The 13024-nt window shown below is 44.0% G+C and carries 12 protein-coding genes; 4 read left to right on the top strand and 8 right to left on the bottom strand.

Features of this window, described 5'->3' with window-relative positions; all coding sequences use genetic code 11:
• The first annotated feature begins 28 nt into the window (after positions 1-28).
• The 4 genes from BLT94_RS14405 (at position 29) to BLT94_RS14420 (ending at position 3953) form a co-directional block, all read left to right on the top strand.
• The gene (locus tag BLT94_RS14405) at positions 29-1066 is read left to right on the top strand and encodes a GGDEF domain-containing protein (RefSeq protein WP_092235517.1); all 1038 of its coding nucleotides are present in this window, start codon (positions 29-31) and stop codon (positions 1064-1066) included.
• Between the two features lie 7 nt (positions 1067-1073).
• Positions 1074-1967, top strand: a complete 894-nt coding sequence (locus BLT94_RS14410) for a DMT family transporter (protein WP_245743135.1) — start codon at positions 1074-1076, stop codon at positions 1965-1967.
• Between the two features lie 123 nt (positions 1968-2090).
• Positions 2091-2516, top strand: a complete 426-nt coding sequence (locus tag BLT94_RS14415) for a DUF2914 domain-containing protein (protein WP_245743136.1) — start codon at positions 2091-2093, stop codon at positions 2514-2516.
• Positions 2517-2522: 6 nt separating this feature from the next.
• Positions 2523-3953 carry a diadenylate cyclase gene (locus tag BLT94_RS14420; protein WP_092235525.1) on the top strand — a complete coding sequence of 477 codons (1431 nt, stop codon included), beginning with the start codon at positions 2523-2525 and terminating at the stop codon, positions 3951-3953.
• Positions 3954-4067: 114 nt separating this feature from the next.
• Here BLT94_RS14420 and BLT94_RS14425 read toward each other — a convergent pair whose 3' ends face one another.
• From BLT94_RS14425 to bioD, 8 genes are all read right to left on the bottom strand, one after another.
• Positions 4068-5285, bottom strand: coding sequence for an NAD(P)/FAD-dependent oxidoreductase (locus BLT94_RS14425; RefSeq protein ID WP_092235528.1), 1218 nt, complete (start codon positions 5283-5285; stop codon positions 4068-4070).
• 54 nt (positions 5286-5339) lie between these two features.
• The gene (gene cooS, locus BLT94_RS14430) at positions 5340-7235 is read right to left on the bottom strand and encodes an anaerobic carbon-monoxide dehydrogenase catalytic subunit (protein WP_014959149.1); all 1896 of its coding nucleotides are present in this window, start codon (positions 7233-7235) and stop codon (positions 5340-5342) included.
• Positions 7236-7249: 14 nt separating this feature from the next.
• Positions 7250-7909, bottom strand: a complete 660-nt coding sequence (locus tag BLT94_RS14435) for a 4Fe-4S dicluster domain-containing protein (RefSeq protein ID WP_014959150.1) — start codon at positions 7907-7909, stop codon at positions 7250-7252.
• A 351-nt stretch (positions 7910-8260) separates the two neighbouring features.
• A complete protein-coding gene (locus BLT94_RS14440) occupies positions 8261-9913 on the bottom strand; it encodes an AMP-binding protein (protein ID WP_092235531.1) in 1653 nt (550 codons plus the stop codon).
• A gap of 17 nt (positions 9914-9930) precedes the next feature.
• Complete coding sequence (locus BLT94_RS14445; protein WP_014959152.1) at positions 9931-10500, bottom strand: cupin domain-containing protein; 570 nt, start codon at positions 10498-10500, stop codon at positions 9931-9933.
• A 149-nt stretch (positions 10501-10649) separates the two neighbouring features.
• Positions 10650-11468, bottom strand: coding sequence for an NAD(+) synthase (nadE, locus tag BLT94_RS14450; RefSeq protein ID WP_245743137.1), 819 nt, complete (start codon positions 11466-11468; stop codon positions 10650-10652).
• A 38-nt stretch (positions 11469-11506) separates the two neighbouring features.
• Positions 11507-12070, bottom strand: a complete 564-nt coding sequence (locus BLT94_RS14455) for a TrmH family RNA methyltransferase (protein WP_092235534.1) — start codon at positions 12068-12070, stop codon at positions 11507-11509.
• Between the two features lie 270 nt (positions 12071-12340).
• Positions 12341-13024 (bottom strand): dethiobiotin synthase, encoded by a 684-nt coding sequence (gene bioD / locus BLT94_RS14460; RefSeq protein WP_092235537.1) that lies wholly within the window; start codon positions 13022-13024, stop codon positions 12341-12343.

Below are 13024 nucleotides of genomic sequence, written 5' to 3' on the forward strand. Positions count from 1 at the left end.
AATAAACATGGTTTGGCTTAGGTAGTTTATGAATTATATGGAAGAAAAAACAAAGGCAGGGGAATACCTGAGACTGGCATTAAATTATATTACAAAACACAATCTGCCTGCCACCCCGGTAAACTATGCGGTCTGGTACGAGTATGTATCCGGCAAAAATATAAAACTCAAAAAAGCCATTGATCACTCACTTAAAAATGCCAGCCCCATTAATAACGGCAAGGTAGAAGGCCTTTATCAAAAATATGTGGTGGATGGAGATAGAATTGTCATCAGCAATCTGTTAACCAAGATTTCTCTGATGCTCAAAGATATTTCCAACCATGTCTCCGAAACCGAGGAAGATCTTGCCGAAAACGGTAAGAGCCTGAACGACTTAGCGGTTCAGATAAATGATGCCAAAAATTTTAATGAAATAAGATGTATTGTTGACCAGATGCTGGCTGAAACCAAAGGACTCCTCCAATCAGGCAAAAGACTTCAAACCAGGATGAAAATATCTTCTGAAGATTTAAAGCAATTGCAACAGGAATTGGAAAAATCCCAGCAGGAAGCACAGACAGACGCTTTAACCGGGTTGATTAACAGGAGAGGGCTTGAAAAAAAGCTTGAGATAGAAAGAATCAGGGCCAAACAAAATGATTTGCCTTTTTCCATTATTATGGTGGATATTGATTATTTCAAACGGGTGAATGATACCTTTGGACATCTGGTGGGAGACAGTCTTTTGAGAGGTATTTCCCAGATTCTGAAAACTCATTTGAGAAAAAACGACATTGCAGCCAGATACGGGGGAGAGGAGTTTTTAATAATTTTACCTGAAACAGGAATCAAAGGTGCAACAACCGTGGCTAAAAAAATTCAAAAAACCCTGGCCACAAAGGAATGGAAGCTAAGAAAATCCGGTGAAACCATGGGAAAAATTACGGTTTCCATGGGAATTTCCCTGTACCGGATGAATGAACCGGAAACAAGTCTTATAAAACGGGCGGATGATGCGCTTTTCATGGCTAAAAACAACGGTCGAGATCAGATTGTTGCCCAGAAAGAACAGGAAAAACTTTAAAGCTATTATGACACCCAGAAGCGAATTTTCATCCGGCACCACAGCATCCATTATTGTATTGTGCATCATATTCGGTGGCAATCCAGTGGCTATTAAGCTCAGCCTGGCAGGATTCGGACCGTTTACCAATGCAGGTATTAGGTTTGCCATTGCTGCGGCAGTTGTTTTTTTGTGGGCTGTTTTTACCCGGCAACCCCTGAAAATAAAAAAAAACCTGTGGGTTTCAACCTTTGCCGTGGGCATGATTCTGACCACCCAGATGTCTTTGTTTTACTTTGGCATGAGCAAAACCAATGCCTCTCACGGTGTTCTGATCGCCAACCTTCTACCCTTTATAGTGCTTGTTTTATCCCATTTTTTTATTCCGGGGGAAAACATCACACCCCAAAAAATAATAGGTATGCTGATGGGATTTTTCGGCGTCTTTTTGATATTGACGGACAAAGAAGGGCTTTCGTCAGGTTGTCAGACAGGGGATCTGATAGTCCTGGCTGCTGTTTTCATGTGGGCCTGCCGCATCATTTTCACCAAAAGGGTGATCCAAGATTTTGAACCCTTTCACCTGGTAATCTATCCGTTCATATTTGCCGCACCGATTTTTCTGGCCGGCGGGATATTTTTAGATCCGAACATGATCATTCGCCTTGACCGGACAATACTGGGCGCTTTGTTATATCAAAGCGTTGTCATCGCCTCTCTGGGTTTTGTGGCCTGGAATACACTATTGAAAAAACACGGGGCATCTTCACTGCATTCCTTTATCTTTGTGATGCCCATTGCCGGGGTATGTTTTGGCTGGTTGATCTTAGGAGAGCCGTTGACAGTTCACCTTCTGTCTGCGTTGGCACTGGTGACTGCCGGCTTGCTGGTTTTTCACCTCAAATTACCGACCACCGCTTAAAGCTGTATGCTAAAAAGCGCTGGTGCAGCAACCTCATATACTTTATTTTAATTTTGGAAAAAAGAAAACGTCCGTTATAGTGAGGACATGAAATATAGTTAGGACATGAAATATAGTGGGGACATGAAAATAATTTTTACCGACAAATCAATAAAACCCTTTCTGGTTTTGCTTGTTCTGGTGTTATTGTCTGCAGCAAATGTCAGTTCAGAACAATCAAATGCTAAAATGGTTATGGTTCAGGCAGTTATGTGTGAATCCATTGAAACTTTTCAACCGGTGAACCCGGCTGTGGTCTTTTCAATATCCCAGGGCGAGGTTTTTTGTTTTTCAAAATTTGATCCCGTGTTTGAAAAAACTTATATTTTTCACCACTGGTACAAAAAAGACAAGCTGATCTTCACCATGAAACTCACCCTTTCTCCACCAAAATGGTCCTCTTTCAGCAGGATACAAATCCGGGATGAAGATAAGGGACCCTGGCGCGTCGAAATACGGGATGTCAATGATACCCTGTTGCAAACATTAAGATTCAGTATGGCAGACTGATTAACAATGGAACCTCTTTTTTATCTGTTTTCCGGGTTTCGCTGGCAGGATGCATTGGATATCCTGTTAAACAGCTATGTTTTATTTCGGCTTTATGTGCTTTTCAGAGGAACCAATGTTATCAGGGCTCTGCTGACTATTTGTGTTCTCTGGGTGGCAGGTCAAGCCGCTGTTTCCCTTGGTCTGATCATAACAAACTGGGCCATGCAGGGTATTATCACCGTGGCCGCTTTGGTTATCATCATTGTTTTTCGAAATGAAATATCCAGCGTTTTTCAGACCAAAGACCTGAAATCATTTTTATGGGGAATCCCCCGGCATCAATTTCATACCCCTTTGAACATAATTGCCGACAGTGTCTGGGCACTGGCCCAAAAAAAAATCGGGGCCCTGATCGTGCTGCCCTTAAAGCAAGGGCTTGCCAGTGTTGTTCAAGGAGGAATTTCCCTGGATGGCAAGCTGTCGCAGGAACTGCTGGTGAGTGCTTTCTGGCCAGACAATCCGATACACGACGGAGCCATTGTCATACAAGGGGACCGGATCATCAGCGCAGGTGTGATACTTCCATTGTCAAAGAGAAAAGATCTGCCCTCTTTTTTCGGAACCCGGCACAGGGCTGCATCCGGTTTAACAGAACTTACGGATGCCCTTGTTATAGTTGTGTCTGAAGAACGGGGCAAGGTAACATTGTTCAAAGAAAATCAAGTCTATGATATCCGCAATCGTCTGGCGCTTGAAAAATTGCTTCAGGATCATGCAGGAGATGATTCAACAAAAAAAGGTGTCCGGCATCAGACCATAGAACTGATTACAGCCGGATTAATAAGTCTTTTTTGCATTACCGGAATATGGCTCAGCTTTTCAAGAGGAATGGAAACCCTTGCTACACATGAAATCCCGGTTGAATTTATAAATCCGGATCAGAAAATGGAAATTATCTCTTCTTCTGCATCCAATATTAAGCTTTTGATCAGTGGTGCAAAACCTTTAATCAATGCCATCAAGCCTGAACAGATTAATATCAAACTGAACCTGTCCCAGTCTGTGGTAGGGGTTAACAAGCTGTCCGTCACCAAGGCAAACATACTGCTTCCGCCGGGGATAAGGCTGAAAAAAATAGAGCCGTCAGAACTGGATATAACTCTGGATACCCTGATTAAAAAAGAACTTCCCATACAGCCGAACTGGATGGGAAAATTGCCTATGGGTGTTGTCATGCAAGAGGCAAAGGCAATACCTAAAACCGTTCGGGTAATCGGCGGGAGTCTTGCTTTAAAAGATATTTCCACTATTTTCACAAAACAAATACCTTTGGACAATCTCACTGAATCCGGTACTGCTACTGTCGATCTGGTTCTGAACCCTGCATCACTTAAGCTGGAAAACAAAAATAAAATTCAAATTCATTATCTTATCTCAAAGAAGCCGGTTTTATAACAAATGCCACGGGCAGACCTGGTATTTCATTTAAAATTTGCCCACAACAAAGATTAAAAGTCTCTGTATGTTTTTTCAAGACTTTCATATTTTCAGTGCATTTAAAGCCGATCCTTAATTCACACCACCCATGCCTGGCAGGAATCCAGGGGAGAATCCTTTTGATAAAAGCCGGTGTTTAAACTTTGCAACATTGGTTTTTTTCTTCAACAGCGACAAATAGATACCTGCATTGGAGATATCCCCCAGCAACACAAACCCGACTATTTTATCTGCTGTTATATATATTTTGCGCAAGATATTTTCGGTTTTATATTCAAAAACCTCTTCTGCTTTCTGGTTTCCGACGACAATAATTTTGAACCCCAGTTCTTTTAAAGAATTAATGTTTACGGGCCGTTCATATTCACGTTCCATTCCCAATATATTGCAGGCCGCTGTTTGTGCATGATCCATTGCAACAGGGTACAGGCCGTGTATTTTTCTTTTCCCGGAAAGAAGATCAATGGTTTGGGCAACATCCCCGCATGCATAGATATAAGGGTATCGGGTCCGCAATTTTTCATCCACAACAATCCCCTGATCATACTCAATATCAGTATCTTTGATAAAATCGATATTTGGCTTGACCCCGGTGGCTGCAATGTAAATATCAGCAGTTAATGTTTTCCCATTGGATGTTAAAAGGCCGTCCACGGATTCGTTGCCTACAAACTCCTTGCCCTCGGTATTCAACAAAACCTCAACCCCCTGTGCCCTAAGATCTTTTTCAACATATCCGGCGGTTTCAACATCCAGCAAACGGGGCATGATCCAACCTCGCCTGTTCAGCAGGGTGGGCTTGATTCCGATTTTAGCCAAACACAAGGCGATCTCAACTCCGATAAATCCTCCGCCCAGGACAACAGCGGTTTTATCCTCTTGGGAGATTCTTTTTATTTGATCAGCTCCGTCCAAAGTTTTGAAATTATAAATCCCCTTTTTATCCGCTCCCTTGACCGGGGCGTATAACGAAGACCCGGAAGCGATAACCAGGTGATCAAAATCAAAAATCTCATTGTTTTGCGTTTTAAGTTGTTTTTCTTCCGGCATGACCTGAACGATTTTTTCCCCGGGCCTTTGCTTGACATTGTATGTTTTAAAAAAATCATCCTCATGCCGGAACAAGCCTTCCTTGTTTCCGGTAATCAAATAGTCGCCAAGTGCCGGGGGAGAATAAGGGGGAACATTTTCCGCTGAAAACATTGTAATTTCGGCATCTGAGTCATGCCGCCTCAGGGTCCTGACAACGCCTGTTCCTGCGGGCCCCATTCCTATGATTGCTATTTTCATAATGAATTCCTGTTTTTGATTGGGTTCCCGCCTTTGCGGGAACCGTTACGCCTCTTATATGTTCAAAGCCTTTCTTTTGTTTTCTATATGATCGCATATCAATTGTGCGGCCGCAACCGGGTCGGGTTCCACTGCAAAGGCGGCATGAACAACATCATTTAAACCGCTTGCAACCAGGTTGATCACATTTTGACTGCCGAATATCTTGGGAGGTATGCCCAGTACTGTAAATACCCCGGAGGATACAAAATAGGAACCAATGGAAATAGCCTTCTGGGAATACCATTCAGGCGCAGCACCCGCCAAAGGCAACTGGTCAATCCCAACTCCCAGGATGTTTGCCAGTTCAGCCGCCAGCACAAGTATCCTGGAACAGTCCACACATGATCCCATATGAAGCACCGGTGGAATTCCCAGGGATTTGCACACCTCTTTTAAGCCTTCCCCTGCCAGTTCCGCAGCTTCCGGCAGCAGCAGCCCCGCCTTTCCCGAAGCAATGGCGGCGCATCCTGTTTCAACCACCAGGATGTTGTTTTTAATCAATGCCTTTGCAAGCTCAATATGGCCGTAGTCGTGTTTGATTTTGGGATTGTTGCACCCCACAATACCCACAGCACCCCTGATCTTTCCGCTTGCAATCACATCCACAAGGGGTTTGAGACTGCCGCCCAATGCTTTTTTGATCGCCTCAACTGAAAAACCAGCCACCATTTTTACAGGTTCAGCCGGAATTTTAACCCGGTCCTGGTTTCTGTTGGGATAATTTTCAATGGCAAGTTTTAGAATCTTGTTTGCCGTATCAAAGGCTGTTTCAGGATGCAATTCCATGTGAACCGCGCCGGAAACTTTTGATTTTTCACTTGTTGAAATAATTTTTGAATGAAAGCAGCCTGCTGTCTGCGCAATGGAAGGAAATATGCACTGATAATCCACAACCATAACCTCAACCGCTCCCGTGGCCAGTGCCAGCTCCTGGTCCAGCATGTTTCCGGCAATGGGAACCCCTTTTCTCATGAGCAGTTCATTGCCAGTGCAGCAGATTCCGGCAAGGTTGATTCCGCTTGCACCCTTTTCCCGGGCCAGTTTTTTCATCTCAGGATCTTGTGCAGCTTTGACCAGCATCTCGGACAGGATGGGATTGTGGCCATGGAGGATCACATTTACCATATCCTTTTTCAAGGTTCCAAGGTTTACATGGGAGGAATTTATTTCAGGCGTGCCGAACAAAATGTCGGAAACCTCGGTGGCCATCATTGAACCGCCCCATCCGTCCGACAACGAGGTTCTTAATCCATGCAAAAGCACATTGGCATAATTTGCCCCAACCCCCATGTGTATGCGGTGCATGGATTCAACAATCTCTCTGTCCACACTCCTGGGGGATATGCCGGCAGCTTTCCATATTTCCCTGGTCTTGTCCGGCGCACGGTCAATAAATTTGATGGAATTTTTGATGGTGCCGAACTCTTCGAGCAATGCCAGGGCAACATCCTTGCCAATCTCATTGTTATCTTTGTTTTTTGTTTCCACCCCAAGCTCGGCAGCAATATGGTTTAATTTTTTCGTATCCTGAATATCATATCCCTGGGCCTGCCCAACAGATGTTTTATAAAGGGTCTCGAGTATCTCTCGCCCATGATCAGAATGGGCTGCAGCCCCTGTGGAAAGATCATCCAGAAAATTTCTGGCAACAATAAGGTCGGCATCTGCTCCGCAAACACCTTTTTCAGGGCCTTCTTCAAACGGATCAATCCTGCAAGGCCCCAATGTACAACGGTTACAGCAAACACCTGTCTGCCCGAATCCGCATTGGGGCTGCTGGATTTCCAGCCGGTCCCAGGCAGTTTCAATTCCTTCTTCCAGAGCCATCTCCATAACAGGCTTTGCAGCCTCGACAATCGTTCGTTCTTCAACTTTATGTTTAATGGTTTTAAAATCCACTCTTTTCATTTTTTTTTGTCTCCTTATCGTGATGACGGCATTGGACCAAGGCAGGCTATTTTTTCCATGATACCCTTGAACATTTTTATGTTTTCAGGCATTTTAAATGATTGTTTCCCCTTCATATATCCTGTTATATCAAGGGCATCATCCCGCCTTGCTTTGTGAATCGTCGCATTGATTTCTCCAAACACAAGGGCACCTGTTTTACAGGCCTTAACACAGGCCGGCTGTTTTTCTTCTTTGTTGCTATCAATTGTTTTGGGATCTTTTTTTCTAAGGTCATTTCTTCTAAGATCAATGCAATCATCGCATTTGTACGAAACAGAACGGTTTTGGGTACGGGTCTTCTGAAAGGTGATCGCACTGAAGGGACAGGCCATGGCGCACATTCCACAGGATATGCATCGCTCCTCCCGAACAAGAACGGAACCAAACTCGTTATCCTTGTATATGGCCCCGGTAGGACAAATCTGCAGACAAGGGGCCGGATCACAATGCCGGCAGCGATTTGGAAACGTCATGAAATCGATCCCTGCGCCCACCTTTATCCTGGGTTGCGATTGAGGATCATCATTCAAAAAAGACAATAACGCCTTTTCCCTGGAATGCTCCACGGCGCAGGCGATTTCACAATGCCTGCAACCAACGCATTTTTGCACCTCTACAAAAACGGTTTTCATAAAAACCTCCTTTACTTAATCAACCAGTATGAATTTTTATTGCAGCATCAAGCAAAATAATATTCACACACGTTAAACACGTTTATTTTTCTACCATGGGTTTTTTAAAAAGTCAGTAATTTTATTGAACTGATCCGCTTGTATATCGGAACTTTATTACAAAATAAAAACAGCTTATATTTTGGCCATGTTTAGAGTTAAATGGCGTTTCAACTTTAGGGTGTATGGCGTGTGGTCTTGATTCTTCCGTAAGTATTTTCAATCATTTATAAAAAAAACATCTCCTGAAGCAAGAACCGCTTCAGGAGATTGAAATAAATTTGACGTGCCGTAGTAAAACAGATTTTTTTGTTATCGCCGGTCCGGCCAGATCTGCTCTGATAATTCAGAAAGTTTAAATTTCTGGATTTTTCCGCTGGCCGTCATGGGGTAGGAGTCCACGAAATGAACATACCTGGGAATTTTAAAACGTGCGATTTTACCTCTGCAAAAGTCCTTTACATCGCTCTCATCAATGTTTGCATCTTCTTTAAGAACAATAAATGCACCAACCTCTTCTCCGTATTTTTTGCTGGGGACTGCAGCCACCTGGATATCTTTGATTTCATCCATCCGGTATAAAAATTCTTCGATTTCCCTGGGATAGATATTTTCTCCTCCCCGGATAATCATATCCTTGTGACGTCCGGTAATCGCCAGGTATCCCTGTTCGTCCATGATGCCAAGATCACCTGAATGAAGCCAGCCGTCAGCATCAACAGCCTCTTTTGTAGCCTCGGGGTTGTTGTAATACCCTTTCATAATATTATATCCCCGGCAGCAGACTTCTCCCTGAACACCCGGGGCAACGGTTTCTTTTGTTGCAATATCAACGACCTTGACCTCAACATGAGGCAAAGACCGTCCCACGGTTTCCACCCGGAGCCGCAATTCATCCCCGATCCGCGTACCGGTCATGCCCGGTGATGCCTCGGTCAGTCCGTAAATAATGGTGATATCGGTCATATTCATTTTTTCAATAACCTGCTCCATGACATGAATCGGGCAGTTGGACCCGGCCATGATACCGGTCCTGAGAGATGAAAAATCAAATTTTGAAAACATGGGGTTATCCAGAAGCGCGATAAACATGGTGGGAACCCCATATAAGGACGTGCATTTTTCCTGTTCCACCGATGCCATGATCACCAACGGATCAAATCCTTCCAGAATAACCATGCAGGTGCCGTGGTTGACGGCGGCAAGAGTCCCCAGCACACACCCAAAGCAATGAAACAGGGGAACCGGAATGCAGACCCGGTCATGTTCGGAAAAATTCTGGTTTGCACCGATATAAAACCCGTTGTTACCGACATTGTAATGGGTGAGCATCACACCCTTGGGAAACCCGGTTGTTCCAGAGGTATACTGCATGTTGACCACGTCATGGGGGCTTAATTCTTTTTGCCGTAAAAGATACTCTTCATCCGTTATCATTACGCCCAGGGCCTTGATTTCAGGAATGGAATACATGCCCCGGTGCTTTTCCTGACCTAAAAATGCCACCCTTTTGAGATGGGGAAATTTTTTGCTGGAAAGACTGCCCCTCTGCTGAGTTTTAAGCTCGGGAACCAGCTCATAAATGGTGTTTACATAATCAGTGTCCTGGAACCCGTCAATCAAAAATAAGTTTTCGGTTTCAGACTGTATTAAAAGGTACTCCAGTTCCGCAGTCTTATAATTGGTGTTAACGGTCAGCAGAACAGCACCTATTTTGGCTGTTGCAAATTGCAAAGCAACCCAGAACGGAATATTGGTGGCCCATACAGCCACTTTTTCACCCTTTTGAATCCCTAACGCCATCAGCCCCCTGGCCACTTCATCCACTAAAGAATTAAATTGCCGATAGGTCAAGCGAAAGTCCCGATCCACATAAACAACAGCATCATTGTCGGGAAACCGGGCAGCGGTCTGATCAAGGATTTGCCCCAGGGTAAGTTCTCTTAACGGGCTTTCATTTTTCATGGCTTTATCCCCTCCTGCTATTCAGGTATATAGATGACCGCATGGATCTGTGCTTTTTCATCCCCCACACAGCTCACATAGTGAGGAACCACGGAATTATAATACACGCTGTCCCCTTCATTGAGAACATAGGTCTCTTTTCCGTAAATGACTTCAATGCTTCCTTTGAGTACGGCAATCCACTCTTCACCTTCATGGGAGGAGAGGTTCTTCTGGCTTGCTGATTCAGGAAGAATTTCAACAAAAAAAGGTTCCATGTGGCGATCGGTTTTTCCCATGCCCAGGGAAAAAAAGTTCAGGGTTGCGGCCTTGTTTTTCTCTGCCAGCACACTGAACTGAGCGTCTCTTTGGGCGTTACGAACAATATACGGGTCAGTTGTTTCCTGGTCATCCAGAAATGTACCCAGCCGGACACCGAGCGTTCTTGCGATTTTCATCAACGGCCCTAACGGGGGATAAATATTTTCTGCAAGCATGGTCTCAATAAAATCTTTTTCAAGACCTGTCTCTTTTGCAAGATTGTCAACGTCGATCTGCCTTTTTTCCATGAAATATTTAATACGTTGGCTGATTTTTCCAGTATTCATAGTTCCTCCATGCATTTTTTTTAGAAAAATGTTTTATAATATATAGTCAGGGCGTTGTCAAAAAAAATGCCTTTTTAAGGAAACATCTGCAGACCTTATACAAACCCCATACAAACAAAAAACTCAATTTTTTAATTTGTCTGTTAAATTCAATTTTTAAATTCATCCGGAATAAGGCAAACCGGTATGGGCTCCATTTTATGTTTATTGGCAGCATGAAATTTCTGGTAGATGGACACCACTTTTTTCTGTTGCTCGGTCAATGCTTTTTTTTGGGGGGACTCCAGGTACTGCATGGCCCATTCCAGTTCCGCATAGGTGGCACCGATCTGGCTTTCATCGGTTCGCTCGTCTTCCCATAGCCCGTCCGTGGGGGGCGCTTTCAGGATATCGTCAATGATGCCCATGGCTTTTCCCAGTTCATAAACTTCGGATTTCATCAGGTCGGCAATAGGTGAAAGATCCACGCCGCCATCTCCATATTTGGTATAAAATCCCACGCCAAAATCCTCAACCTTATTGCCGGTGCCTACCACCAGCATTTTGTGGTTTGATCCAAAAGCGTACAAGGTGAGCATGCGAAGTCTTGACCGGGTGTTTGCCATGGTCAGGCCGTCCTGTATATGATGGGGAAAGCTTTGTTTCATCTGCTCAAAAACAGGGGTCAGGTCAAGATCGGTTCCTTTGACCATATTAAATTTTTTTTCCAGCCATGCAATATGATTTTCAGACCTGGACACCTGATCTTTTGCCTGGTGAATAGGCATGTTAACGGCAAGAACCGGTTTGCCGGTTTTCGCGCACAGGGTTGATGTTACGGCTGAATCTATTCCTCCTGAGACACCAATGGCAAACCCTGTTAAACCTGATTTTTCAAGGTAATTATCCAGCCACTGAACAATGTGATCAATTACTTTTTGAGTTTTCATAACCAGCCTTTCATAACCAGTTTTTTCATCCTTTTTCATTTTATATGAAAGTCCTTAAAAAATCCAAACAGCGACTTTCATGTTTTGTTGTCAATCACCCCATGCTGCCGGACATATTCATACAAAATAATTGAGGCTGCCACACTCACATTCAGGCTTTGGGATTTTCCAAACTGTGGAATGGTAAGGGGCCTGACCTCGGGAAACAGGTCAGGTTCAAAGCTGATGCCGTATTCTTCGTGGCCGAATATAAAGGCACTTTTAAGGGGCATCCGGGTGTGTGTTATGGACTGTCCTTTGCCGGGTTCCAGGATAAAAGGGATATAGCCGTTGTTAACCAGGCTGGTATAACAGGAAAAAAAATTCTTGTGAAATACGGCCGGAACCCATTTAAAAGCACCCATACCCGGTGCAGGATCAAAAAAATCAATGCCGACCAAATGAATTTCACGGGCACCAAAGGCATCGGCACTTCTGAAAATTTTTCCGATATTATAGGTCGGTTTTAAATGGTCCAGCACAATGACACATTCATGAATACCGGACTTGGCCAGATAGTTCTTGTTTCTCTGCCGTCTGAAGCGCCTTTTGGCCATATCTCTTTCAGACTTCATCATCTGCCGGACTTTATGAGGCCCCATACACCTTCTCCAACCGTTCATATTATTATTTTGCCCAACTTTCAGACTGATGGCAAAACAGGGTAAGACCCCACCAGAATTTTGCCAAAGTCCAAATTCAGGATCTGATATACAATGACAGGGCATAAATTGCAACGATTGGCAAATCCGCCAAACCTGTTTTATGCGGGTGTGAAGCAAAATATACCCTGTTATGGGTAAAAAAAGTTATGGGTAAAAAAAATGGAACTGTTGTGAAAAACCAGTTAAATCATGATCTGCCGGCAAGAATCAAACAGGGTTAAAAAAGTTTGAAAAATCCAGTTCATCAGGCCTGGAAAGATCCATTTCCCCCATTTCAACAATATGCCCCCCATATCCGCATTGAATCATGAATCTGCGCATTTGAGTTATGGAATCATCTGATATCAATTTGTCGGTTTGCGGATATCTGTTGTACACCATGCCAACAAGCTTGATATTTCTGGTTTTCAAAGCTTCAATTGACAAAAGCGTGTGATTGATACTGCCAAGCTTTGACGATGTGACCAGTATGACCGGATAATGGTTCTCCCTGATATACTCCAGCACGGTTGAATCATCATTCAACGGCACCTGGAGTCCCCCTGCCCCTTCAATCAAAATGGTTTTGAATCGTTTTTTCAGCTCATGGGTGGCACGGGATATGGTCAGGGTGTCAATTTTTTTGCCCTCCAGGCGTGCTGCCAGATGAGGAGATGCAGGGCGCTTGAACAGATACGGGCAGGTAAGGCCAGACAAGTCCTCTTCAAACAGTTCACACCCCATAAGCTGCCGGTGAACCAGGATATCATCGGATGTATCTTGACATCCGGTCTGCACAATTTTCTGGGTAATGATATTTTGATTTTGTTTGAACAGATACCTTGCCATAAGTCCGGTGGCAATGGTTTTTCCAATATCCGTATCAATGCCGCTGATAAAATATTCCGTCAT

This window comes from Desulfobacula phenolica (assembly GCF_900105645.1).
Classification (GTDB): Bacteria; Desulfobacterota; Desulfobacteria; order Desulfobacterales; family Desulfobacteraceae; genus Desulfobacula; species Desulfobacula toluolica.

Coding starts and splice junctions, on each gene's coding strand:
- BLT94_RS14405 (WP_092235517.1), top strand. CDS start 29: ATGAATTATATGGAAGAAAAAACAAAGGCAGGGGAATACCTGAGACTG.
- BLT94_RS14410 (WP_245743135.1), top strand. CDS start 1,074: ATGACACCCAGAAGCGAATTTTCATCCGGCACCACAGCATCCATTATT.
- BLT94_RS14415 (WP_245743136.1), top strand. CDS start 2,091: ATGAAAATAATTTTTACCGACAAATCAATAAAACCCTTTCTGGTTTTG.
- BLT94_RS14420 (WP_092235525.1), top strand. CDS start 2,523: ATGGAACCTCTTTTTTATCTGTTTTCCGGGTTTCGCTGGCAGGATGCA.
- BLT94_RS14425 (WP_092235528.1), bottom strand. CDS start 5,285: ATGAAAATAGCAATCATAGGAATGGGGCCCGCAGGAACAGGCGTTGTC.
- cooS (WP_014959149.1), bottom strand. CDS start 7,235: ATGAAAAGAGTGGATTTTAAAACCATTAAACATAAAGTTGAAGAACGA.
- BLT94_RS14435 (WP_014959150.1), bottom strand. CDS start 7,909: ATGAAAACCGTTTTTGTAGAGGTGCAAAAATGCGTTGGTTGCAGGCAT.
- BLT94_RS14440 (WP_092235531.1), bottom strand. CDS start 9,913: ATGAAAAATGAAAGCCCGTTAAGAGAACTTACCCTGGGGCAAATCCTT.
- BLT94_RS14445 (WP_014959152.1), bottom strand. CDS start 10,500: ATGAATACTGGAAAAATCAGCCAACGTATTAAATATTTCATGGAAAAA.
- nadE (WP_245743137.1), bottom strand. CDS start 11,468: ATGAAAAAGGATGAAAAAACTGGTTATGAAAGGCTGGTTATGAAAACT.
- BLT94_RS14455 (WP_092235534.1), bottom strand. CDS start 12,070: ATGGGGCCTCATAAAGTCCGGCAGATGATGAAGTCTGAAAGAGATATG.
- bioD (WP_092235537.1), bottom strand. CDS start 13,024: ATGACGGAATATTTTATCAGCGGCATTGATACGGATATTGGAAAAACC.